The sequence below is a fragment of the Streptomyces sp. NPDC002566 genome (genome assembly GCF_042889585.1).
GTDB lineage: Bacteria > Actinomycetota > Actinomycetes > Streptomycetales > Streptomycetaceae > Streptomyces.
In genome coordinates, this window is the sequence record NZ_JBIARD010000003.1 from 204,887 (window position 1) to 227,586 (window position 22,700).

At 74.6% G+C, this 22,700-nt stretch carries 22 protein-coding genes; 12 read left to right on the top strand and 10 right to left on the bottom strand.

Features of this window, described 5'->3' with window-relative positions:
* Window positions 1-13: 13 nt before the first annotated feature.
* From ACFYXA_RS13705 to ACFYXA_RS13720, 4 genes are all read left to right on the top strand, one after another.
* Window positions 14-568 (top strand): methylated-DNA--[protein]-cysteine S-methyltransferase, encoded by a 555-nt coding sequence (locus tag ACFYXA_RS13705; RefSeq protein ID WP_351334578.1) that lies wholly within the window; start codon window positions 14-16, stop codon window positions 566-568.
* Window positions 569-699: 131 nt separating this feature from the next.
* A complete protein-coding gene (locus tag ACFYXA_RS13710) occupies window positions 700-1,968 on the top strand; it encodes an MFS transporter (RefSeq protein WP_389032122.1) in 1,269 nt (422 codons plus the stop codon).
* Between the two features lie 457 nt (window positions 1,969-2,425).
* Window positions 2,426-3,334, top strand: coding sequence for a pseudouridine-5'-phosphate glycosidase (locus ACFYXA_RS13715; RefSeq protein ID WP_389032125.1), 909 nt, complete (start codon window positions 2,426-2,428; stop codon window positions 3,332-3,334).
* A gap of 2 nt (window positions 3,335-3,336) precedes the next feature.
* Window positions 3,337-4,353, top strand: coding sequence for a carbohydrate kinase family protein (locus ACFYXA_RS13720; protein ID WP_389033376.1), 1,017 nt, complete (start codon window positions 3,337-3,339; stop codon window positions 4,351-4,353).
* 48 nt (window positions 4,354-4,401) lie between these two features.
* On the opposite strand, the gene ACFYXA_RS13725 is transcribed toward ACFYXA_RS13720, so the two are convergent.
* From ACFYXA_RS13725 to ACFYXA_RS13735, 3 genes are all read right to left on the bottom strand, one after another.
* The gene (locus ACFYXA_RS13725; RefSeq protein ID WP_352252759.1) at window positions 4,402-5,196 is read right to left on the bottom strand and encodes a methyltransferase; all 795 of its coding nucleotides are present in this window, start codon (window positions 5,194-5,196) and stop codon (window positions 4,402-4,404) included.
* Between the two features lie 128 nt (window positions 5,197-5,324).
* The gene (locus ACFYXA_RS13730) at window positions 5,325-5,759 is read right to left on the bottom strand and encodes a CBS domain-containing protein (protein ID WP_351099046.1); all 435 of its coding nucleotides are present in this window, start codon (window positions 5,757-5,759) and stop codon (window positions 5,325-5,327) included.
* Window positions 5,760-5,916: 157 nt separating this feature from the next.
* Complete coding sequence (locus ACFYXA_RS13735) at window positions 5,917-6,549, bottom strand: uridine kinase (RefSeq protein WP_351334566.1); 633 nt, start codon at window positions 6,547-6,549, stop codon at window positions 5,917-5,919.
* A 165-nt stretch (window positions 6,550-6,714) separates the two neighbouring features.
* Here ACFYXA_RS13735 and ACFYXA_RS13740 point away from each other — a divergent pair, with 165 nt between their 5' ends.
* The 3 genes from ACFYXA_RS13740 to ACFYXA_RS13750 all read left to right on the top strand — a co-directional run bounded on the left by ACFYXA_RS13740 (window position 6,715) and on the right by ACFYXA_RS13750 (window position 9,671).
* Window positions 6,715-7,422 (top strand): DUF2293 domain-containing protein, encoded by a 708-nt coding sequence (locus tag ACFYXA_RS13740; RefSeq protein ID WP_389032130.1) that lies wholly within the window; start codon window positions 6,715-6,717, stop codon window positions 7,420-7,422.
* Window positions 7,423-7,549: 127 nt separating this feature from the next.
* Entirely contained in the window at window positions 7,550-8,029 is a 480-nt protein-coding gene (locus ACFYXA_RS13745; RefSeq protein ID WP_130437326.1) for a DUF1772 domain-containing protein, read from the top strand.
* Between the two features lie 154 nt (window positions 8,030-8,183).
* Window positions 8,184-9,671, top strand: coding sequence for a glutamate synthase subunit beta (locus ACFYXA_RS13750; protein ID WP_389032133.1), 1,488 nt, complete (start codon window positions 8,184-8,186; stop codon window positions 9,669-9,671).
* Window positions 9,672-9,718: 47 nt separating this feature from the next.
* On the opposite strand, the gene ACFYXA_RS13755 is transcribed toward ACFYXA_RS13750, so the two are convergent.
* Window positions 9,719-10,279: a carboxymuconolactone decarboxylase family protein gene (locus ACFYXA_RS13755; protein ID WP_352252768.1), complete on the bottom strand. Its 561-nt coding sequence runs from the start codon at window positions 10,277-10,279 to the stop codon at window positions 9,719-9,721.
* Between the two features lie 47 nt (window positions 10,280-10,326).
* Here ACFYXA_RS13755 and ACFYXA_RS13760 point away from each other — a divergent pair, with 47 nt between their 5' ends.
* Window positions 10,327-11,796: a PLP-dependent aminotransferase family protein gene (locus tag ACFYXA_RS13760; RefSeq protein ID WP_389032137.1), complete on the top strand. Its 1,470-nt coding sequence runs from the start codon at window positions 10,327-10,329 to the stop codon at window positions 11,794-11,796.
* A 16-nt stretch (window positions 11,797-11,812) separates the two neighbouring features.
* Here ACFYXA_RS13760 and ACFYXA_RS13765 read toward each other — a convergent pair whose 3' ends face one another.
* The 3 genes from ACFYXA_RS13765 to ACFYXA_RS13775 all read right to left on the bottom strand — a co-directional run bounded on the left by ACFYXA_RS13765 (window position 11,813) and on the right by ACFYXA_RS13775 (window position 13,843).
* Complete coding sequence (locus tag ACFYXA_RS13765; RefSeq protein ID WP_389032140.1) at window positions 11,813-12,625, bottom strand: SAM-dependent methyltransferase; 813 nt, start codon at window positions 12,623-12,625, stop codon at window positions 11,813-11,815.
* Between the two features lie 102 nt (window positions 12,626-12,727).
* A complete protein-coding gene (locus ACFYXA_RS13770; protein ID WP_352246214.1) occupies window positions 12,728-12,982 on the bottom strand; it encodes a DUF397 domain-containing protein in 255 nt (84 codons plus the stop codon).
* Window positions 12,983-13,843, bottom strand: a complete 861-nt coding sequence (locus tag ACFYXA_RS13775) for a helix-turn-helix transcriptional regulator (protein ID WP_389032143.1) — start codon at window positions 13,841-13,843, stop codon at window positions 12,983-12,985.
* A 276-nt stretch (window positions 13,844-14,119) separates the two neighbouring features.
* Here ACFYXA_RS13775 and ACFYXA_RS13780 point away from each other — a divergent pair, with 276 nt between their 5' ends.
* The 3 genes from ACFYXA_RS13780 (at window position 14,120) to ACFYXA_RS13790 (ending at window position 17,756) form a co-directional block, all read left to right on the top strand.
* Complete coding sequence (locus ACFYXA_RS13780) at window positions 14,120-15,118, top strand: ATP-binding protein (protein ID WP_389032146.1); 999 nt, start codon at window positions 14,120-14,122, stop codon at window positions 15,116-15,118.
* Window positions 15,115-15,555 carry a hypothetical protein gene (locus ACFYXA_RS13785; protein WP_352246216.1) on the top strand — a complete coding sequence of 147 codons (441 nt, stop codon included), beginning with the start codon at window positions 15,115-15,117 and terminating at the stop codon, window positions 15,553-15,555. The genes ACFYXA_RS13780 and ACFYXA_RS13785 overlap by 4 nt, the downstream gene beginning before the upstream one ends.
* Window positions 15,556-15,734: 179 nt before the next feature.
* Entirely contained in the window at window positions 15,735-17,756 is a 2,022-nt protein-coding gene (locus ACFYXA_RS13790; RefSeq protein ID WP_351099030.1) for an ABC transporter ATP-binding protein, read from the top strand.
* On the opposite strand, the gene ACFYXA_RS13795 is transcribed toward ACFYXA_RS13790, so the two are convergent.
* Together ACFYXA_RS13795 and ACFYXA_RS13800 are read right to left on the bottom strand one after the other, a co-directional pair.
* Entirely contained in the window at window positions 17,746-17,922 is a 177-nt protein-coding gene (locus ACFYXA_RS13795) for a hypothetical protein (protein WP_165430301.1), read from the bottom strand. The genes ACFYXA_RS13790 and ACFYXA_RS13795 overlap by 11 nt on opposite strands.
* A 192-nt stretch (window positions 17,923-18,114) precedes the next feature.
* Window positions 18,115-20,184, bottom strand: a complete 2,070-nt coding sequence (locus tag ACFYXA_RS13800; RefSeq protein ID WP_389032151.1) for an FUSC family protein — start codon at window positions 20,182-20,184, stop codon at window positions 18,115-18,117.
* A 288-nt stretch (window positions 20,185-20,472) separates the two neighbouring features.
* Here ACFYXA_RS13800 and ACFYXA_RS13805 point away from each other — a divergent pair, with 288 nt between their 5' ends.
* Entirely contained in the window at window positions 20,473-21,930 is a 1,458-nt protein-coding gene (locus ACFYXA_RS13805; protein WP_389032154.1) for a LamG domain-containing protein, read from the top strand.
* A gap of 74 nt (window positions 21,931-22,004) precedes the next feature.
* On the opposite strand, the gene ACFYXA_RS13810 is transcribed toward ACFYXA_RS13805, so the two are convergent.
* The gene (locus ACFYXA_RS13810; RefSeq protein WP_389032157.1) at window positions 22,005-22,691 is read right to left on the bottom strand and encodes a uracil-DNA glycosylase; all 687 of its coding nucleotides are present in this window, start codon (window positions 22,689-22,691) and stop codon (window positions 22,005-22,007) included.
* Window positions 22,692-22,700: the final 9 nt, after the last annotated feature.

Here is a 22,700-nt window from a genome sequence, read left to right on the forward strand (position 1 = left end):
GTACGGTGGGCGCATGGACAGCCAGGAGCAGAACGAGCAGCGCGTCGTGTGGACCGTCGTCGGCACCGGCATCGGTCCGCTGCTGCTGGCCGCGACCGACGAGGGGCTGGTCAACGTCGTCTTCCATGCCGCCGACGCGGTGCGGGACCGGGCGCTCGGCCGTCTCGCGGACCGGCTGGGCGCGGAGCCCGTCGAGGCACCCGCCTCCCCCCTGCTGGCGGAGGCGGCATCTCAGGTGGAGGCCTACTTCGCGGGTGCGCGCAAGGACTTCGAGCTGCCGCTGGACTGGTCGTTGATCTCCGGCTTCCACCGCCAGGTGCTGCGCGAGCTGGCCGCCGGCGTGCCGTACGGAGCGGTGGTGGGATACGGCGAGCTGGCGAGACGGGTGGGGCAGCCGGGGGCCGCGCAGGCGGTGGGGCTGGCGATGGGCGCCAACCCCCTTCCCGTGGTGGTGCCCTGTCACCGGGTCGTGGAGAGCGACGGCGGGATCGGCGGGTTCGGGGGCGGACTGGAGGCCAAGCGCAAGCTGCTCGCGCTGGAGGGGGTGCTGCCCGAGCCGCTGTTCTGAGGCCGCGGGATGGGCGGGAAGGAAGGCAAGGGGGACACTGCGCCAGTGACCATTGATGACACGCACGCGTATCCGCCCGGCCAAGGGCCGGCCCCGTCCAGCGACCGCCTCCACCGGGCCGGGTGGACCTCGTGACCGCTGTGGAGGGGACCGTCCCGGCCGTCAGCGCGGAGCTGCTGCCCGCGCTGCGGCGCCGCACGACCGCGGTGCTGGTCGCCGGTCAGATCCTCGGCGGGCTGGGCGTCGCCACCGGCATCGCGCTGTCCGCCGTGCTCGCCCAGGAGGTCAGCGGCACCGACGCGCTGTCCGGGCTCGCGGCCACCTCGACCGTCGCCGGCACGGCCGTGCTGTCGGTGCCGCTGGCCGCGCTGATGACCGCGCGGGGCCGCAGGCCCGGGTTGGTGCTTGCCTATCTCGTGGGCGCGCTGGGCGGCGGTCTCGTCGTGCTGGCGGCCCGGATCGGGAGCTTCCCGCTGCTGCTGTGCGGGATGGCCGCCTTCGGCGCGGCGTCGGCGGCGAACCTCCAGGCCCGGTACGCGGCCGCCGACCTGGCGGAGCCGGACCGGAGGGCCGGGGCCATCTCGCTCGTCGTGTGGGCGACCACCGTCGGCGCGGTCCTGGGCCCGAACATCGCCGCGCCCGCCGGCCGCAGCGTCTCCGCCCTGGGGATACCCGCGGCGGCGGGACCGTTCCTGTGGGCGGCCGGGATCTTCCTGGTCTCGGCGGTGGTGATCGGTGTCCTGCTGCGCCCGGACCCCCTGCTGACGGCACGCGCGCTCGCGCCCGAGGAGGAGCGGTCGGCCGAGGCCCGTTCCCTGCGCGCGGGGCTGTCCGCGGTGGCCGCCTCGCCCCTCGCGCGGCTCGCGCTGGTGACGGTCGCCGTGTCCCACACAGCGATGGTGTCGGTCATGTCGATGACCCCGGTCGCCCTCGCCCACCACGGTGCCGGCATCGATCTGATCGGGCTGGTCATCAGCGTGCACATCGCGGGCATGTACGCGTTCTCCCCGCTGATGGGGCGGCTGGCTGACCGGGTGGGACGGCTGTCCGTCACGGGGCTGGCGGCCGGGCTGCTGGCCTGCGCGCTGTTCCTGTCCGGCACGGCGGGCGGCAGCCACGGGCAGACCGCCGCGGGGCTCTTCGTGCTCGGCCTGGGCTGGTCGGCCGGGCTGGTCTCCGGGTCGGCGCTGCTCACCGACGCCGTGCCGCAGCCAGCGCGGGCCGCCGCACAGGGCTTGTCCGACCTCGTCATGAACGCCTCGGCGGGCATCGGCGGAGCGGTCGCCGGCCTGGTGGTCGCCCGGGCGAGCTACGGCTGGCTGAACCTCGCGGCAGCGTGCCTGCTCCTCCCACTGGCCGCGCTGGCGCTGTTCACACGGGGCACGGTCCGGCGGGCGTAGCGCCGGGCCTCGGGTGGCCGGTCATACGCCTCAGCCGGTGGCGTCGGTATGCGCCGGGGCCGGTCGCAGGTCGCGGGCCGGCGCAGTCCGTCATGCGCCCGGGCTGATCTCGCCGGTCGGATGCGTCCTATGCGGGTGCCGCCGGTCATGCGTTCCGGGCCGCTGCTGTCCGTCATGCGCCCGGGCCGATCGCACCGGGAATCTGCATCCCCGGCGGCTGCCGCCAACATTGCGTCGCGGGCTGGCTCCGTCGCTCATGCGCCCGGGCCGGTCGAGCCGGTCGAATGCGGCCCCGGCCGGTGCCGCCGGTCATGCGTTCCGGTGCGGCACCGTCGGTCATACGTGGCAGGCCGGTGGCGTCGCTGGCAGGGCACAGGGGTTTGACCGGGCTCCCCGCCCGCCAGAGATCCAGAGACGAGGCTGGACGAGGCAGGACCGATCGGCGGGAGGCCGGCTCGTGGTGCTGGTGGTGTCGGAAGAGGTGCGGGAGGCGGTCGACGCGCGTCGCCCCGTGGTGGCCCTGGAGTCCACGATCATCGCCCATGGGCTGCCGCGCCCACGCAACCTGCACGTGGCGCGGGAGCTGGAGGCGGTGGTGCGCGCGGAGGGCGCCGTGCCGGCGACGATCGCCGTGCTGGACGGGCGCCCCCATGTCGGCCTGGACAAGGATCAGTTGGAGCGGGTCGCCAACGAGGACGGCATCCGCAAGCTGGGCCACCGCGACCTGCCGCTCGCGGTCGCCTCCGGGGCGAGCGGGGCGACCACCGTTTCCGCGACGGCCCTGCTGGCCGCCCTGGCGGGCGTCCGGGTGTTCGCCACGGGCGGGCTCGGCGGCGTGCACCGGGAGTGGACGGCGACCCAGGACGAGTCGGCCGACCTCGGTCTGCTGGCGCGCACACGGATCACGGTCGTGTGCGCGGGCGTGAAGTCGATCCTGGACGTGCCGGCGACCCTGCAGCGCCTGGAGACGCTGGGAGTCGCCGTGGCCGGGTACGGCACGGACCGCTTCCCCGGCTTCTACCTGTCCGACTCGGGTCATCCCGTGGACTGGAGGCTGGAGAGCCCTGCGCAGGTGGCGGACGTGATGCGCGCACAGGACGAGCTCGGCGGCCCCGAGTCGGCGCTGGTCGTGGCGAACCCCGTGCCCGAGGCGGAGCAGCTCGATCCCGGTCTGCACGCGCGCGTGCTGGCAGACGCGCTGCACGCGTGCGAGGCGGAGGGCGTCACCGGTCAGGGCGTCACCCCGTTCCTGCTCGACTACCTGGTCCGGCACACCGACGGCGCGTCCCTGAACGCCAACCTGGCGGCGGTGCGCGGGAACGTGCGGCTGGCCGGGCGGATCGCGTCGGCGTGGGCCGGGGTGTGAGCGTGGGGCCCGGCGGGGCGGCACCCGACGCCACCGGCCGGGGCGGACGCCGTGAGGGCGGGGCGCTGCTGGTCGTCGGGGACGTCGTGACGGACGTCGTCGCACGGCACCGCGGGCCGCTGGCCTCGGGCACCGACACGGCCTCCGTGATCCGGACCCTGCCGGGCGGGGCGGGCGCCAACGTGGCGTGCTGGGCGGCGCACCGGGGGTGCCCGGACGTACGGCTGCTCGGCCGGGTGGGGGCGGACGGGGCGGCCTGGCACGAGCGGGAGCTGATCGCCTGCGGGGTGCGGCCCCGGCTCGTCGTCGATCCCGAGGCGACGACGGGGACGGTGATCTGCCTCGTCGACACGGGGGCGGCGGGCGAGCGGACCTTCCTCACCGACAGCGGCGCGTCCCTGCGGCTGGAGCCGGACGACTGGTCGGACGCGCTGCTGGACGGGGTCGGCCGGCTGCATCTGTCGGGATACCTGCTGTTCTCCGCGTCCGGGCGGGCGGTGGTGCGCACGGCGCTGGCGTCGGCACACGCGCGTGGCGTGCCGGTGAGCCTGGACCCGGCGTCGGCGGGGTTCCTGGTGAAGCTCGGCGTGGAGCGGTTCCTGACGCTCGTGCAGGGGGTGGACGTGCTGCTGCCGAGCCATGGCGAAGCCTGTCTGCTGACGGGCCTGTCCGACGGGGCGCAGGCGACGGCCGCGCTGAGCCGTCAGTTCCCGCTGGTGGTGGCGAAGCACGGCGCGGACGGCGCGGTGGTGGCCCGGGGCGGCGCCGTGATCGCCCGCGTTCCCGCCGTCCCGGCCACCCCATGCGACACCACGGGCGCCGGCGACGCCTTCACGGGCGCGTTCCTCGCCGCGCTGCTGGCCGGGGCCGCCCCCGGCGACGCGGCTGCCGAGGGTTGCGAGGCGGGCGCTCACGCGGTGGAACGCGTGGGCGGCAGACCGCCCGCACCCGGCGGCCACAACGCGACACCGAGGGCGGCGCGGGCGGTACCGGGGGCGGGCAGGGCGGTCACCGGCTGAAGCGCCCTCGGCCCGCCGGCTCACCGGCCGTCTCCCGGCCCGGGCGGGCTACCCCTTCCGCCCCCACGCGGAGATCATCGGCGCCGTGGCCAGGTCCATACCGCCGGCGGCGACGTTGGCGAGGTGGCGGTCGACCTCCTGGTCGGTGGCGATGCCTGCGGAGACGAGGTCGGCGCGGATCTGCCGGACCGTCGCCGACTCCAGAGCCGCGCAGGCGGGCGAGGTGAGCGGGAAGTAGGCGTCGGCCTCGACCTGTCGCAGCCCGGCCTCACGCAGGAGGCGGGGCAGCTTGCGGCCGTAGGACAGGTCGGCGCCCCTGCGCTGAAGCAGCGAGCGGAACCCGTCCCGCAGCCGGTTGGCGAGCTGCTGCTCGGGGCCGTGCTCGTCGGGGGACACCAGAGGCTGCAGGGCGGGGTCGGCGTCCTCCAGGAGGAGCCGTCCGCCGGGACGCAGCGCCTTGACCATCGAGCGCAACGCCCGCTCCCGCTCGGGCACATGGACGAGCACGAGCCGGGCGTGCACCAGGTCGAAGCCCTCGCCCGGCGGCTCCTCGGCGCCGACGTCGTGCACGCGCGCCTCCACCGGCGGACGGGCGGCGGGCGTCAGCCGGGAGACGTCGATGTCGGTGGCGACGACCTTGCCGGTCGGGCCGACCTTCTTGGCCAGCCAGGACACCACGGACACGCCGCCCGCGCCGACCTCCCAGCAGCGCCAGCCCGGTCCGACGCCGAGCCCTTCGAGGTGCCGGAACGTCGTGGGGTCGAAGAGCGTGGCGAAGGCCTCGAAGCGTTCCCCCGCCTCGTCACGTCGGTTGTCGAGGAGATACCCGTCGGTTCGCGTCATGCGGCGATCATCGCAGCCGACCGGGCCGTCCGCAGGGGTCGACGCGGCCGGGTCGCCCAGGCCCGGGGGTCCGGCCGGCGGTGAGCCGACGGCGGGTCACCGAGGTCCGACGCCGTGTGCACGGCAGGTCATTCAGGGCCCGTGCCGGTCCTGGCGTAGACGCTCTCGGCCCAGGACGCCATCTGGTCGTCGGTGAGGTGCTGGGCGAGGTCGGCCTCGCTGATCATGCCCACGAGGCGCTTGTCCGCGATGACGGGCAGCCTGCGGATCTGGTGGTCCCGCATCTCCCGGAGCACCTCGTCGACTTCGGCGTCGGCGTCGATCCAGCGCGGGGTGCCGTGGGCCATCTGCCCGGCGGTGACCTTGGCGGGGTCGTGGCCCATGGCCACGCAGCCCACGACGATGTCCCGGTCGGTGAGGATGCCGCAGAGCCGCTCGTTCTCGTCGCTGATGGGCAGGGCGCCGACGTTCAGCTCGCGCATCAACTGGGCGGCGCGGTCGAGGGTCTCGTGGGCGGGGATCCACTGGGCGCCCCGGTGCATGATCTGTCCGGCGGTGGTCATGGTGTGCCTCCCGGTGCGGGCGGCCGACGCGACGCGGATCGCGCCGCTCCCGGCGCCCTGGGGTGTCGTTTCGCGGCGTCCTTCGATTCTCACCGGCCGGGTGGAGGGGCGCACCTTCGCTCCGTGGGGGCGGCCGAGAGCGGGCGGCCGGACTGCCTCACCCGTTCCACGCGGGATGGCGTGGATCGTCCGTCCGCACCAGAACGTCGGCCGTGGCGGCCGGATCCGTCTCCTGCTCGTAGCGCTCGAAGGCGGGGAGCGTCCAGTGGTCGGCCTCGGGGGTGCGGCGGCGCAGGGCGCCCGGGGAGAGGAGGAGGTGGACGGTCAGGTCGAAGGGGAACCAGTGCCGCAGGAGCAGGGGCCCGTGCAGCAACAGGACGCCGCCGGGCGGGAGTCGGACGTAGTCGCTGCGGGTGGCGCGGTCGGAGACGGGGTCACGGAGGTCGGGCAGGATCCGGCCGTCCCCGCCGGCTTCGAGCGGGCCGAACACCTCGCGCCACAGCGCGCCGGTGTCGAACCAGCCGTCGTAGTAGGCCTCCACGTCCTGGTGGCCGTACTCCAGGCGGAGGGAGGCGGGGCGCAGGAAGCCGTGCGTGTCGACGACCCGGGAGGGCCGGCCGCGTACGCGCAGGGCTTCGGCGACCCGCTCGGCGAGGTCTCCTGGGCGGGCCGCCGGGGCGCCGTCGAAGGCGACGCGCGGCCAGGGGCTGCCGTCGCCCGGCTCCAGGTCGAGCAGCCGGTCGGCGAGGTGGTCGCCGAGCCGTTCCCAAGTGATCGCTTCGAGTCGCACACGGCCATGATGCGTCAGGCGGGCGTCGCAGCCGACGGCCGGGGCTGGAGACGGGACTCGGCCCCTGACCCGGATCTCGGATCGCCTGCCCCCAACTCTCGGTGCACGGCCGGGCCGAGCACCGGTCGGTGCGCAGCCGGCCTCGCCGCAGGGAAAGAAGCCGGTATGCCGGCTCTCGCACCTCGCCCGCCCCGCGGCGGCGGGCTCCTCGTCTTCCAGCCGCTGCGCCGCCGCCACTGCGCGGGCTGCCGGCGCGGGCCGCTGCCGATGCTCGTCCTGGAGGACGGCGCGCCGCGCTGCCTCGGCTGCGCCGATCTGGGGCACCTGGTGTTCCTGCCGCGCGGTGACACGGCGCTGACGCGCAGGTCGTGGGAGGAGAGCACGCTCTCGGCTGTCGTCGTCCGGTTCAACCGGCGCAGGGGGCGCTACGAGCGGCAGGGCGTCCTCGTCGAGGAGGCGGGGCTGGCGCGGGCCGAGGTGCGGTGCCTGGCGGACGCCGAGGCACGGCGGCGGCGCCGGGTGCGCGACGCGCGGCTGCGGGCGGCGCGGGACGAGCGGTTCGTGGAGGCGTTCGCGGCGGAGGTGCTGCGGCTGTTCCCCCGCTGTCCGGCCGAGCGGGCGTGGAGCGTCGCCGCGCACGCCTCGGTGCGGGGCAGCGGGCGGGTCGGGCGCACCGCGGCCGGGCGGGCGCTGGCCGAGGGCGCGGTGGTGTCGGCGGTCGTGGCCTCCGTACGGCATCTGGACACGCCGTACGACCGGCTGCTGATGGACGGCGTGCCCCGGCGGGAGGCGCGGCTGCGGATCGCGCCGGAGGTGGTGGGGGTGCTGCGGGCCTGGGGCTGGGAGGGACGGTTCGGCTCCCCCGGGTCCTGATCGCGCGCGGACCCGGGTCTCCTCGCGCGCCGGACGCAGGCGTACGCGGTCGCGCAGCGCGCGGGTTCAGTGTGACGGACGGGGCGTGCGGGGTATCGGGCAGCCAGGACGTGGAGGTGGGGTCGACATGATCGATGAGCCGTACTTCGTGCTGACGGTGCTCGGGGTGCTGGGGGCCGGGCTGATGGCGGGCGTGTTCTGCGCTTTCTCCACCTTCGTGATGAGGGGGCTGGCCGCGCTGCCTCCCGCGCAGGGGGTCGCCGCGATGAACGCGGTCAACGCGGCCGCTACGACACCGGCGTTCATGGTCGTCTTCCTCGGTACGGCGGTGCTGTGCGCCATGATCGCGGTGGTGACGTTCGTGCTGTGGCCGGACGACGGGGCCGTGCTGCTGCTGGTGGGCAGCGCGCTGTATCTGTTCGGCTCGTTCGGGGTGACCGTGGTGGCGAACGTGCCCCGCAACGAGACCCTGGCCGGGCTGGAGCCGGGCACCGCGGAGGCGGTCGCGTACTGGCCGGCGTACGTGCGGGAATGGACGGTGTGGAACCACGTCCGCACGGTCGCCTCGGCCGGCGCCGCCCTCGCGTACGTGCTGGCGCTCACCTGAGAGCCGGCGCTGTTTCCCGCTGGGTGAGAAAGCGCTGTCAGGGTCCTGCGCTCACCAGGGCCACGACGTATCGTGGCCGCAAGAGCGCCGCCCGACGACGCGGCGCCGCCTGGAGGCGCACGGCTCGCCGCACGCGTACGCAAGGAACACGGCCATGGCCGATCCCAAGGGATTCATGACCACGCCCCGCAAGGACTGGCCCCGCCGGCCCGTCGAGGAGCGGGTCCGGGACTGGGACGAGGTGTACGTCCCCGGAGCGCTGCTCCCCATCATCAGTGAGCAGGCCGACCGCTGCATGGACTGCGGGGTCCCCTTCTGCCACGACGCCTGTCCGCTCGGGAACCTGATCCCCGAGTGGAACGACCTGGTGTCGCGCGAGGACTGGCTCGCGGCGAGCGACCGGCTGCACGCGACCAACAACTTCCCCGAGTTCACCGGCCGGTTGTGCCCGGCGCCCTGCGAGGCGGGGTGTGTGCTCGCCATCAACCAGCCCGCGGTGACCATCAAGAACGTCGAGGCGGCCATCGCCGACCGGGCATGGGCCGAGGGGTTCACGCCGCCGCGGCCCCCGGACCGGCTGTCCGGGCGGACGGTGGCGGTGATCGGCTCGGGTCCCACCGGGCTGGCCGCGGCCCAGCAGCTCACCCGGGCCGGGCACACGGTCGCGGTGTACGAGAAGGACGACCGGCTCGGCGGGCTGATGCGGTACGGCATCCCCGAGTTCAAGATGGAGAAGCACCATCTGGAGCGGCGCATCGGGCAGATGAGCGCCGAGGGGACCAAGTTCCGTACGTCGACGCAGGTCGGGCGCGATGTCATGGCCGACGATCTGCGGTCCCGCTACGACGCGGTGGTGATCGCCACCGGGGCCACCGCCTGGCGCGAACTGCACGTGCCCGGGCGGGAGTTGACCGGCATCCACCAGGCCATGGAGTATCTGCCGCTGGCCAACCGGGTGCGCGAGGGCGATCTGGAGGCGTCCCCGATGTCGGCCGCCGGACGGCACGTGGTGATCGTGGGCGGCGGTGACACCGGGGCGGACTGCCTGGGGACGGCCGTGCGGGAGGGCGCCGCGTCGGTGACCCAGCTGGACATCTACGCCCAGCCGGGCGAGGAGCGCGACGAGGACACCGATCCCTGGCCCACGTATCCGAAGATCTACCGGCTCTCGGCGGCGCACGAGGAGGCGCGCGATCTTCGGACCGCTCCGGCGGCGGACGCGGACGCGCGCCTGTTCGCCGCGTCCACGCTCCGCTTCAGCGGCGACGAGAGCGGGCACGTCCGCTCGCTGCACCTGGTGGAGGTCGACGCGCGCCGCAGGCCGGTGCGGGGCAGCGAGCGGACGCTCCCCGTCGACCTCGTGCTGCTCGCCCTGGGCTTCTCCGGGCCCGACCGGGAGGACGGGCTCGTCGAGCAGCTGGGGCTGGCCCTGGAGCCGCGCGGCACGATCACACGGGACGCCGGTTTCGCGACAAACGTGCCCGGGGTGTTCGCGGCCGGCGACGCGGCGCGCGGGCAGTCGCTGATCGTCTGGGCGATCGCGGAGGGCCGGGCGGTGGCCGCGGCCGTCGACCGCCATCTGACGGGCAGTACACGCCTGCCGGCGCCGATCGGGCCGTACGACCGGCCGATGAGCGTCTGAACGGCCGGGCGACGGCGTGCGCCCGCGCACGCCCCCGAGGGAGGCAGTCAGGGGCGTTCGTCGGTGCCCGCCACCTTGCCCGTCGCCAGGGCGACCCGGTTCCAGGTGTTGATCGTGCAGATCACGGCGATCACCTGGGCGAGTTCCTCGTCGTCGAAGCGGGCCGCGGCCTCGGCGTAGACGTCGTCGGGGACGCCGCCGTCGGCCACGCGCGTGATCGCCTCCGTCAGCGCCAGCGCGGCCTGCTCCCGCTCGGTGAAGAAGTGCCGGGCCTCGCGCCAGACGGGGACCATGTGCAGCCGGTCCTCGCTCTCGCCTGCCTTGCGGGCGTCGTTGGTGTGCATGTGCAGGCAGTACGCGCAGTGGTTGAGGTGGGAGGCGCGGATCTGGATGAGTTCGACGAGGGCCGGGTCGACGCCCTCGCGGGCCGCCGCGTCGAAACCGACGAGGGCGCGGAAGGCCTTGCGGGCGGACTTCCCGAAGTCGAGGCGGGTGCGCGCGGCCTCGGCGGCGGCGATGCCGGGGGTGACGGGGGCGCCGTCCGTGTGCGCCGCCGTCGCGGTCGCGGTGGTCGTCGTGCCGGTCGTGTGCGTCGTCGTGTTCGTCATGTCCCTCAACCTACGGACCGCAAAGACCACTTGTAGGGTGCATTTCCATGGGGGAATCGTGGGTCAATCACTGGGAGCGCATCGGCGTCGACCTGCACCTGGAGCTGTCCGCTCCGGGCGGGCGGCGGGCCGCGCTGACCGGGGCGCTGCGGGAGGCCGTGCGCGGCGGCCGGCTCGCGCCGGGCACCCGGCTGCCGCCGTACCGGTCGCTCGCCGCCGACCTCGGCGTCGCCCGCAACACGGTGGCCGACGCCTACGCGGAGTTGGTGGCGGAGGGCTGGCTGACGGCTCGCCAGGGCTCCGGCACCCGGGTCGCCGACCGCGTGGAGCCGGCGCGGGCCGCGGCGCGGGCGCCCCGGAAGACGCCGCCCCGTGCGCGTGGGCCGCGGCACGATCTGCGGCAGGGCAGTCCGGACGCGTCGTCGTTCCCGCGCGCGGCCTGGCTGGCGTCCTACCGGCGGGCTGTGCAGGGAGCGGCCAGCGAGGTGTTCGGGCCGGGTGACCCGGCCGGCCGCCGGGAGTTGCGGGAGGCACTGGCCGAGTATCTGGCACGCGCGCGTGGCGTGCGCGCCGATCCGGGTCGCATCGTGATCTGCTCCGGCTTCGCGCACGCCCTGCGGCTGCTGTTCGAGCCGGCGGTCGCGAAGGGCGGGGGCAGCGGCGAGCCGGGGGGCGCGGTGCTGCGCGGCCCGCTGGCGGTGGAGGCGTACGGGCTCGGCTTCCACCGGCGGTTGCTGAGGGCGGCGGGCGTACGGACGGTCCCGCTGCCCCTCGACGAGGACGGGGCGCGCGTCGGACTGCTGGGGCGCGAGCGGGGCGTCCTGCTCACCCCGGCGCACCAGTTCCCGACCGGCGGCCCGCTCCACGCGACCCGGCGCGCCGCCGTCGTCGACTGGGCACGCGCGCGGGACGCGGTGGTGCTGGAGGACGACTACGACGGCGAGTTCCGCTACGACCGCAAGCCGGTCGGCGCCGTGCAGGGTCTCGATCCCGAACGGGTCGTCCACATCGGCTCGGTCAGCAAGAGCCTGTCCCCGGCGCTGCGGCTGGGCTGGATGGTGCTGCCGGAGCGGTACGTGGACGGCGTCCTCGCGGCCAAGGGGGAGCGGGAGGCCTGGGCGAGCGTCCTGGACCAGCTGAGCTTGGCCGACTTCATCGCCTCCGGGGCGTACGACCGTCATGTGCGGCGGATGCGGCAGCGGTACCGCCGGCGCCGGGACCGGCTGGTCGAGGCGCTGGCGGAACACGCGCCGCACGTCGAGGTGACGGGGGTCGCCGCCGGGCTGCACGCGGTGCTGCGGCTGCCCCCGGGCACCGAGCGCTCCACGCTGAAGGCCGCCGCCTGGCAGGGCGTCGCACTGGACGGGCTCGCGGAGTTCCGGCACCCGCCGGCGGGCTCGGCGCACGACGCGGACCCGGCGGCTCCGGACGGACTGGTCGTCGGCTACGCGACACCCCCCGAGCACGCCTACGGGGCGGCACTGGACGCCCTGTGCGCCGTCCTGCCGCCGCCGTAGGCGTGCTGTCCCGCCGTCAGGGTTTGCGGCCCACCGCCCCGTACCCCGGGATGACCCCGTCGTCCTGGCCGGGCACGGGCTCGCCGAGTTCGGGGTGCCAGTCGGGCACCACGGCGACGCCGGGCTCGACCAGGTCGAGGCCGTCGAAGAAGCGGGCGAACTCCTCGCGGGAGCGCAGCGCCAGGGTGACGCCGGCCGCCTTGAGCTTCGCCGTGGCCGCCGCGGACTCCTCGGGGCTGAAGTCGGCGGTGGCGTGGGTCATCATCAGGTAGCTGCCGGACGGCAGTTCGGCGAGGAGCCGGCCGACCAGTCCGTGCGCGCCGTCCTCGTCGGAGACGAAGTGCAGCAGGGCGACCAGCGACAGGGCCACCGGCCGGTCGAAGTCCAGGATCTTCCTGGCCCCCTCGACGATGGCGGCCGGGTCGCGGACGTCCGCCTGGAGGTACTCCGTGACGCCGTCGGGAGTGCTGCGCAGCAGGGCGGCCGCGTGGGCCAGCACGATCGGGTCGTTGTCGCAGTAGACCACGCGCGCGTCAGGTGCGGCCTCCTGGGCGACCTGGTGGAGGTTCGGCTCGGTCGGGATGCCCGTGCCGATGTCCAGGAACTGCCGTACGCCGTGGTGGGCGAGCCAGCGGGTGGCCCGGTGCATGAAGGCGCGGTTGACGCGTGCCATGACCGGCACGCGCGGATCGAGGGCGAGCATCTGCCGGCCCATCGCCTCGTCGACGGGGTAGTTGTCCTTGCCGCCGAGATACCAGTCGTACATGCGCGCCGGATGGGGCTTGCTGGTGTCGATGTCGACGGCGGCGGTGGGGTCCGGCCCGGTCATGAGGCACTCCGTAAGACGCAGTGGATGATCAAGTAAGCACCAAAAATAGGGAAGTTCAGCATCAGAAAGACAGTCGAAGGGCAGGCAAAGGGCGAGATCGGGTCAGGACAGCAGGAAGTCCGCCTTCCCCGCCTTGGCGCCCTCTATGAAGGCCGTCATCTCGTCGGTGGTGTAGATCAGCGCCGGACCGTCGGGGTCGGTGGACTGGCGGACGGCGATCCGGCCGTCGGCGAGCTTCATCGCCTCCAGGCAGTTCCCGCCGTTGCCGCCGCTCCACGGCTTGTGCCAGCCCTCGCTGCCCAAGTCCCGCGCGGGCATGCCGTTGTAGACCCGTCCGCGCGGCTTGATGCGATCCATTCACAGCTCCTTGCGGAGATCCTCGAGGATCTCCTTCGTGCGATGTGCGGTGGCGGCCTGCGCCGCCATGCGGTCCATGACCTCGAGGTGGGTGGCCACCTCGGTGCGCGCGTCCAGGTAGACGGCGCCGGTCAGGTACTCGCTGTAGACCATGTCCGGAAGTTCCGGCACGGCGAATCGGAAGAGCACGAAGGGCCCGTAGGTGCCGGGGTGCGGCCCGTTCGCGAACGGGGCGACCTGGAGGGTCACGTTCGGGAGCTTCGTGGCGTCGATCAGTTTGCCGATCTGCGCGCGCATCACCTCCGGGCAGCCGGCGGGGCGGCGCAGCACGGTCTCGTCCATGACGACCCACAGCCGGGGCGCGTCCGGGCGGGTGAGCAGGTCCTGGCGGCGCATGCGCAGGTCGACGAGGCGCTCGATGTCCTCCGGCCGGGCCTGGCCGACGGCCCCCGAGGTCAGGACGCCGCGCGCGTAGTCGTCGGTCTGGAGCAGTCCGGGGATGAAGTGCGGCTCATACTGGCGGATGAGGGAGGCCGCGCCTTCCAGGCTGACGTGCATGGAGAACCAGCCGGGCAGCACGTCGTGGAACCGCTGCCACCAGCCCGGCCGGTTGGCCTCCTCGGCCAGCTGGACGAAGCCCTCGGCCTCGTCGTCGCTCACCCCGTACGCCTTGAGCAGCAGTTGCAGGTAGGGGATCTTGAGCCCGACCTCGGCCGTCTCCATGCGGCGGACCGTGGCGGGGGCGACGCGGAGGATGCGGGCGGCTTCCTCGCGTCGGAGGCCGGCGCGTTCCCGCAGGTCCAGCAGGCGCCGGCCCAGAACGACTTGCCCCACCGTCGGCGCGGACCGCGGTTCGCTCACGCTCCACCTCCTCGAAGAGCACGGGCCGGACGGTCACTTGAGCCACGCGGCCCGACCGGCCGGTCACGGAAGAGATTCCTGACAGCCTTACGGCGCCGTGCGAAGACCGATGCGAGGCTCCGTACGCGTGCGTACGGATCTCCGGTGATCGCGACTGGCGCCGTTCCCTGTGCTGTTGCGAGCAGTGTGCCACGGCGTCTCACCGCGTCACACAGCACTCTGCATTTTTCAGAGTGACACTTGCCAAGTGTTCATGGCGGGGCGATAGTGGCAGGCGTGATTCCGTCCGCGCCTTTAGGAACAGACGCCGCAGGCCGCCCCCAGGGTCTCGGTGCCGCCGAGGGGGCAGGCCCTGACCAGGCCGCCGCCGAGCGCCGGTTCCGATTCGAGCTGGCCGCCCATCCGGGCTCTCCGGCCCGGGCCAGACGCCTGGCGCGGGAACGGCTCACCGGCTGGTCGGTGTGCGAGGACACCTGCGACACGGCCGCCCTGGTCATATCCGAGCTGGTCACCAACGCCGTTGTGCACACCGCTAGCGGCGTCGTCGTCTGCGAGCTGCAGGACGGCGACGACCTCGTGCGCATCGCCGTGCGCGACGAGGGCTGCGCCCCCGGCGAACCGCTCCCGTACCCGCAACGCCCGCACGAGGAGCACGGCAGAGGACTGTTCCTCGTCGACGCCCTGTGTCGCGCGTGGGGGGTCGAGGACTGCGCCCCGGGTCTGCTCGTCTGGGCCGACCTGCCCCGCCACCCCGAGGACGCGGACGACGACGCCTCCGGCGAGCTCTGCCCCACGCTCGCGGCGGCCGCGGAGCTCTCCCTCGACGTCGCCGACACGGGTTTCGCCCGCCCTGACGATCTCGACGCCGGCCACGACGCGCCGCGTGACGACCTCGGCTGGGGCACCCGCCCGAAGCCCGGGCAGGCGGGCGGCCCACGGGACGACGAGGACGCCGCCGAGCACGGCGAGCAGTCCCCGGCGGGCCGGCAGGGCCACCCGGCCCGCCAGGCGCAGCACGGCTCCCAGAGTTTCGAGGCGCCCGGCTGGAAGACCGTGCGCGCCCGGTGGCCGCACCCCTCCCCGCAGCCACGCCCCCTCCCCGTCGTCGCCCAGCAGCGCCGCCGCACACCGGAGACGGAGGTCCCGGCGGGGGTGAGCGAGCGCGCTCCCGGCGTGGACGGCGCGACCGCCCGGCTTCAGCCGGCGGCGGGGGCGGCGCTGCCCCTCGGGGGTTCGTTCGGCCGCGAGCGGGACCCCGACCGGGATCCCGTGTGAGCGCCCTGCGCCGTGGGGCTCCCGCCATCGGCCTCGACACGCTCGTGCGGCTCCGGCGCGCCCAGGGCGAGCCCGCGCGGACGCCCCGCAGGCTCGCCGTGCCCGACGGCATGACGGCTCCGCTGGGCTGCGACGCCGTCGCCGCCCCGGCCCGCCTGGGCCCGCTGGTCATGCCCCGGCTGCCGCTCGTGGGCTGCGTGTACGCCGACGAGACGCACTGGTGGTGGCTGGTCCCGGCCGACTCAGACCACGCCCTGGAGTGGCCCGCGCCCGCCCACTACGCCACGGGCGCGCTCCTCGGGGACGCCCCGCGGTCCCCCGCGCTCGTCCACCGGCCCGACGGGATACTCCCGTACACCCCGCCGATCCCCCTCTATCTGACGCTGTGCCGCCTCACGGGCACCGCGCCGGCCTGGTCCCGCCCCGTCACCGCGTGACCCGGGACGCCCCGACCGGCTGACGATTCCCGGCGTGCAGCGCGCGCCGAGGCGTCCTCGCACCCGGGCGGCGCCCCGGGCGCACACCCGCGCGCGACTCCTCCCCCGCCTCGCGCCCTGCCCTCGGGCAGCCCGTCCCGCGATAGTGGCCACTTGCCCACGATCGGGGGAGGTCGACGGTGCGGAAGGCGAAGCCGCCGGGGAAACCGAAGGCGCGCGGTGCGGACGGGCGCGATGTCTCCGAGTCGGAGGAGCTGCTGTTCGGCGGCCCGCTCCGCTACGACACCGGCTGGAACCAGCACCAGGAGGCGTTCCTGGAGCTGGACTTCCGGGCCATGGTCCGCCGGCTGCCCGCACTCCTGGGCGTCAGCCTCCGGCTGGCCCGGCAGGCCGACCCGCGGGCCGCCGGGATCGTCGTGGGCGCCGAGGTGGGCCGGGGTGTGGCCGAGGCCGTGGGCCTGCTCGCGGTGAACACGATCCTGGGCCGGCTGGTGGGCGCCGGCGCGATCGAGGACCGGCTGCGCGGCGCCGTCCCCGCGCTGGCCGTCATGGCCGCCGTCCTCCTGGTCGGGGCGGTGCTGCGGGCTGCCTCGACGTACGCCACCGGTCGCCTGGAGCCCAAGGTGGAGCGGGTCGCGACCGAGCTGTACCTGGAGCGCGCGGCGGCGGTGGAGCTGTCCGCGATCGAGGACCACGCCTTCCACAAACTGCTGGACACCGCGCAGTACGGCGCCCGGTCCAGCCGCTACATGATCAGCCACGGGACGCGTGTGGTGAACGCGATGATCTCGCTGGTCGCGGCGGCCGGCGTGCTGACCGTGCTGCATCCGCTGCTGCTGCCGCTGCTCGTCACGATGACGCTGCCCAGCGCCTGGAGCGCCCTGGTCAACGCCCGGCGCCGGTACGAGTCCTTCCACACGTGGGTGCAGCACGCGCGTGCGGGGCATCTCATCGCGAGTCTGCTCACCGAGCCGGAGGCCGCCCCGGAGATCCGTGTGCACGGCGTCGGTCCCTTCCTGCTGCGGCACTTCCGCGCGATGTCGGAGACCGCGGAGGCGGAGCAGGCGCGCCTCGCCCGCCTCGCGGCCCGCACGGGGCTGTTCGCGGCGGCCTGGACCGGCCTCGCGACGGTCGCGACGTACGCCACGCTCGGCGGGCTGCTGCTCACGGGGACGATGGCGCTGGCGGTGGCGGGCACGGCCGTGATCGCCATCCGCAGCGGTTCCACCAGCCTGAACACGCTCGTCCTGGAGATCAACCAGCTCCACGAGGAGGCCCTGTTCGTGGGCGATCTGCAACGCCTGTACGGGGAGGCCGCCGAACGGGCGATCCCGCGGGGCGGGGCCGCCCTGCCCGAGGACCCCCGCGAGATCCGCTTCGAGAACGTCACCTTCGGCTATCCGGGGGAGTCGGCGCGCCCCGCCCTCGACGACGTCAGCCTCACCCTGCCCCTGGGCCGGATCGTCGCCCTCGTCGGCGAGAACGGGTCGGGCAAGACGACCCTGGTGAAGCTGCTGGCGGGCCTGTACCAGCCGGACCGGGGGCGGATCCTGTGGGACGGCGTCGACGCGGCCGGCGCGGACCGGCGGCTGCTGGCCGAGCGCATCGCGATGGTGGCCCAGGACTTCAAGCGGTGGCCGTTCACGGCCCGGGTCAACGTCGCGGTGGGCCGGTCCTCCGCGCCGCTGACCGAGGACCGGCTGGCCGCCGCGATCGGGGAGGCGGGCGCCGAGGACGTGGTCGCCGACCTGCCGCGCGGCCTGGACACCCTGCTCGCCCGGCACTTCAGCGGCGGGCACGAGCTGTCCGGGGGCCAGTGGCAGCGGCTGGGCATCGCGCGGGCCGCGTACCGACGCGGGCGCATCCTGATCGTGGACGAGCCGACGGCGGCCCTGGACGCGCGGGCGGAGCTGGAGGTGTTCGAGAAGATCCGCGCCCTGGCGGACAGCGGCCAGACGGTCGTGCTGATCACGCACCGGCTGGCGTCGGTGCGCCACGCGGACCTGGTGCACGTGCTGGAGCAGGGCCGGCTCGTGGAGTCAGGAACCCCCGAGGAGCTGCTGGCCGGCGGCGGTGTCTACGCGGAGCTGTACGCGCTCCAGGCGGAGCAGTTCGCGAACCCCCCGGCCGCGGCGCACCCGCCCGCCCGGCAGGCGGGCCGGGGCCGCGGCGCGTCCGTGCGGGACGCCGTCACTCCGTGACGTCGCCGCCCCGGACGACCACCAGGAACGTGTCCGTCGCGAGGTCCATGACGACCTCGGCGGCCAGCCCCTCCATGCGCCGCGCGTGCGCGAACTCCTCGGCCGGCCACGATCCCCGCGGCCCGCCCGCGGGAAAGCGTTCGAGCACGGTTCGCCCGTTCACCATCTCGCACCTCCAGGAAGCGTTGTACTTGTAGGAGTTAACGCTGTCCGGAGCCGAAACGCCTCGCGCGGTGACGGTACTGAGACGTACTCGACACGCGCTCGGTGCGGACGGTGAGGATCCGGTCACTTCGCGAACATGACGAGCACATTGCGCACCGGAAAGATCACCCTTCGCGATCCCCTCCGGCCCCTCTCACACGGCGACAGCCGGCCCCGGCGGGTCCCCTGCCGGCAGCCCGAGGCGGTCCCGGTGCTCCGACAGTTCCTGGAGCAGTTCGGCGAGTTGTCCGCTTTGTCGGCCGCTGAGGCTTCCGGTCTCGTCGAGGTGGACCGCGCAGGCGGTGGTCGTGTCGACGAGTCGTTCGAGGAGATCGGCGATCGCGTCGGCGCCCTCCGTGTGCCGGGCGAGGGCGGGCAGTTCGGCGGCGGAGAGGGCGATGGCGGTCCGGGCCTCGGCGAGCGTGCGGTAGGCCTCGCGGCGCAGGGTCCAGCGGGCGGCGCGGACGTCGGAGCGGTCCGGGGCCTGAAGGGCACTGCCGGTGCCGCCGGTGTCCGGGAGGGTGTGGGCGTCACCGGAGTGGTCTGTTCCGTAGGGGGTGTTGACGCCGTCGCGGGTGTCGGGGCCGTCGAGGACGTGGACGAGGTAGGCGTGCGCGGCGGTCGCGGCGGCGGTGAGCCGGGCCTGCACCCGCCCGCCGCGCTCCCCCGGCATCGGCAGGTGCCCCACGATCAGCACGATCGCGCACGCGAGCAGGGTCTCCGCGATACGGCTGACGGAGGCCTGGGGTTCTCCGCCGACCATGACGAGGGCCAGGACGAGGACGGTGACGACGGAGGTCTGCGCGGCGAAATGCCGGGTGGAGACCGGTATGAGCGCCCCGCAGAGAGCGACCAGCGCCACGAGCCCCTCCGGACGGGGCAGCACGGCGGCGAACCCGGCGAAGAGCAGCGCGCCGAGGACGGTTCCGGCGGCCCTGCACAGCACCCGGGACACCAGCGGCCCGAGATCGGGCTTGACCAGGAAGACGGCGGTGGCGGGCAGCCAGTACCAGTGCGTGTGCTGCCCGTACCAGTGCGAGTGGTACAGGCCCTGGGCGATGGCCGCGCTCGCCCCGAAGCAGAGGGCGACCCGCATCCCGTACTCCCGGCCGCCGACCCCGAAGACGGTCCGCAGCAGGTCCCGCGCGCCGCGCCGCCGCGTGTGCAGATCGCCCCCGCCGCCCTGGTCGAAGGCGTCGGCGGCCCGCAACAGCGCGTCGTCCAGGGCCCGCAGTCCCGGCGCCGACCGGGAGGGCGCGGGGAGCGGCCCGGTGGACGCGTTGCCGCGTACGGCGGCGGCCAGACGGCGGGGGCCTTCGGAGGCCCGCTCGGTGAGGGGTTCGCCGGCCCAGGCGAGGGCGGTCGCCGCCTCCGCGAGGGGCAGCGCGGCGGCGTACTGCGCGTGCAGCCGCCGTTCGGCGGCGGAGCTGGCGTACCGCCGCAGCCGGGGCCCGGCCAGGGAGTCCTGAGCATGGTCGAGGGCGGCGGTCAAGGCCGCGCGACGGGCCAAGGCGTCTTCGGTGCCGGTCGCGTCCAGCAGCTCGGCGACGGCGTCGTACACGTCGGCGACGGCGGCCCGCTCCCCGTCGAAACGGAAGTCGAGGCGGGAGCCGGGACGGAAGGCGCGCCTTCCGTGGCGGGAGTCTCCCTCCCCTCGGGGCACGCGGCGGAAGTCGCCGGTCAGCGCGCCGGGCGTGGGCAGGACGAGCCGCAGCACGAGCAGCCAGCCCGCGCCGACGAGGAAGGCGAGGGCGCGCGCCCAGCCGCTGTCGGGCAGCGGCATCCCCGCCCCGATCGCCGCGGCGACGAGGAGCTGCGTGCCGGCCCCCGAGGCGACCGGCCCGATGGCGCTGATCCCGCCGGCGAGCAGCCCCAGCGCGGTGAACACGAACGTCAGCGCGACCGCCCCGACGTGCTCGCCGGCGTACGTCCCGACGAGCAGCCCGGCCGCTCCCGCCAGCGCGGGCGCTCCGAGCCGCCGCACCGAGGCGCGCCGGCTGCCGGGCCGGTCGTTGATGCCGGCGAGCATGGCGGCGACGGCGGCGACCACCCCGAGGGATACCCGGTCGACGAGCACCGCGACCAGCAGCAGCGGCCCCGCGGCGAGCGCCCCGCGCACGACGGCGCTCCACGGCACGGGTCCGCCCTGCGCGCGCAGGGCGTGAGCGAGCCAGGGCGGCAGAGCGGCGCGTGCGCGAACGGGAAGGGACGGGCGCGGGGACACGGAGCTCCTGTCGGTTCGAGGGCGGTGTGTGCCTTCGGGCGACGGCGACCGGGGCGGGGTGCTGAGCTGTGTCTCCACGGTACGGCCCGAACTGCGGGAATCCAGGGCCGCTCACGTTGCGACGAGGTGACACCCGCCCCGAATCCCGCGTTCTTTATGAACGCAACTCCCCGCGCGGGCGCCCCCGAAATGCGCGCGCCCCCGTCCCTTCGGACGTCTAGACTCACTCGGCCCTTCGGGCACGGGTTCGAGGGGGACGACTCGGTGGACGGGATGGGGAGAACCTGCATGGTCAGCAGACGTGGGCTGTTGAGCGGTGCCGCGCTCGTGGGGGCGGGCGCGATGACCGGAGTGCTGGGCGGGGCGGGGGCCGCCGTGGCCGACGCCCCCCTCGGCACCCCGTTCACGCCGGTCGGTGTGCCGCACCTCGCGGAGGCGGAGCAGATGGTGCAGTACCAGCGGCTGCTCGCGGCCGGCTATCTGCCGGGCGGCCTGGCCGGGCACTGGCCGCTGGACGGCTCCGGCGCGGACCGCTCCGGGCTGGGCCGACCCCTCACCCTCGGCGCGGGCGCGAGCTGGTCGGCCCTGCGGGCCGGCGGCGAACTCAGCCTCGACGGCGGCCACGCGGCCACCGCGTCCGTCCTGGACACCACGGCCCCCTTCACCGTCTCGGCCTGGGTCCGCCTCGCGAACGACGCCGCCCTGACGTCCATGTACACCGCGGTCAGCCAGGACGGGGCCGCCTGCAGCCGCTTTTTGCTCCAGTACGACGACAGCGCCGGCAAGTGGGCGTTCAAGGTGCGCGGCGAGGACCAGAGCGCCAAGATCTCCGCCCTGTCCACCACCGCCCCCGAGCCAGGCCGGTGGACCCATCTGACGGGCGTCTGGGACGGCTCCCGCGTCCACCTGTACGTGAACGGCACCCTGGAGGGCAGCGCCGACGCGGCCCTCTCCTGGGCCGCGTCCGAGGGCTTCAACGTGGGCCGCGCCCGCTGGAACGGCGCGTACGTGAACCTCTTCAAGGGCGCCGTGGACGACGTCCGCGCCTACGGCCGCGCGCTGAGCGCCGCCGAGGTCTTCCTCGTCAGCGGCCGGCAGGCGGCCGAGAACAACCGTTACCTGATCGGCTCCCCCTCGACGGTCACCTGGGGCACCCCCGACGACCTGACCAGCTGGATCGCCAAGGCCCGCTGCTCGTCCTTCGTCACCTGGGTGCTCCGGCACACCTACGGGTGGGCGTCCGACGCCTACTTCACCCAGTACTTCCAGGACCGGATCCCCGAGGCCGCCGACTACCGGCAGGCCTTCGCGGCCGGCACCGCGGGCCCGCGCTTCCAGCTGATCCGCAAGGTCACCGACCTCCAGCCGGGCGACCTCGTCGCGGTGGACTACCGGGGCGAGGTCGAGGGCAACACCGGGCACATCGTCATGGTCCGCGAGGTCAAGGGCGTCTTCACCGGGGTCGCGGACTTCGCCGGTGAGACGCAGTACGCCGTCGAGGTCGTCGACTGCACGGCCGAACCGCACGGCGTGTACGCGCTGACCAACTACCCGAAGTATCCCGACACCCGCATGGTCAGCCTCGCGAAGGAGGAGAACCACGAGGGCGTGGGCATCGGGCACATGATGTTCTACGCCTCGCAGGCCACCGGGGAGTTCTCCCGGTACCGGTGGAGCGTCAACACCCACAAGGACAACGCCTACCCGGTGTCGCAGCGGCCGCTCGCCGCAGCCCGCGTCGTCTGACCGTCGCCCTGTCGCCGCGGATCCTACGGACGCGTCAGCGGCGGGGAGGGGCCCGGGTGAGAGCTCCTGGGCTTCTACGGCAGTCCCGCCGTTGTCGCCGCCGTCCGCAGGACGTCCCTCAGCATCTCGGGGGTGAGCCGCCCGGTGAAGGTGTTGCGCTGGCTCACATGGAAGCAGCCGAAGAGTTCGAGGCCGCCCAGCTCCACCCGCTTCCCGTGGGCGAACGCCGGTCGCGGGCGGGGCACGGACCAGCCGGCCTCGGTGAACGCCGGCAGCGCCGCCTGCCACCCGAACGCGCCCAGCACGACGACCGCGCGCAGCGTCGGCCGCAGCAACCGCAGCTCCTGGACCAGCCAGGGCCGGCAGGTGTCCCGTTCCCCCGGGGTGGGCTTGTTGGCCGGCGGCGCGCAGTGCACCGGCGACGTCACACGCACGCCGTGCAGGGCCAGCCCGTCCCCGGCGGACACCGGCGTCGGCTGCGAGGCCAGCCCCACGTCGTACAGCGCCCGGTAGAGCACGTCCCCGGAGCGGTCACCGGTGAACATGCGGCCGGTGCGGTTGCCTCCGTGCGCCGCCGGGGCGAGCCCGACGATCAGCAGACGGGCGTCGGGCGGACCGAAGCCGGGCACGGGGCGGCCCCAGTACGTCCAGTCCGCGAAGGCGGCCCGCTTGGTGCGGGCCACCTCCTCACGCCAGTCCACCAGCCGGGGGCAGGCCCGGCAGTCCGCGATGCGCCGGTCCAGTTGGGCGAGGGCGTCCATGCCCCCACC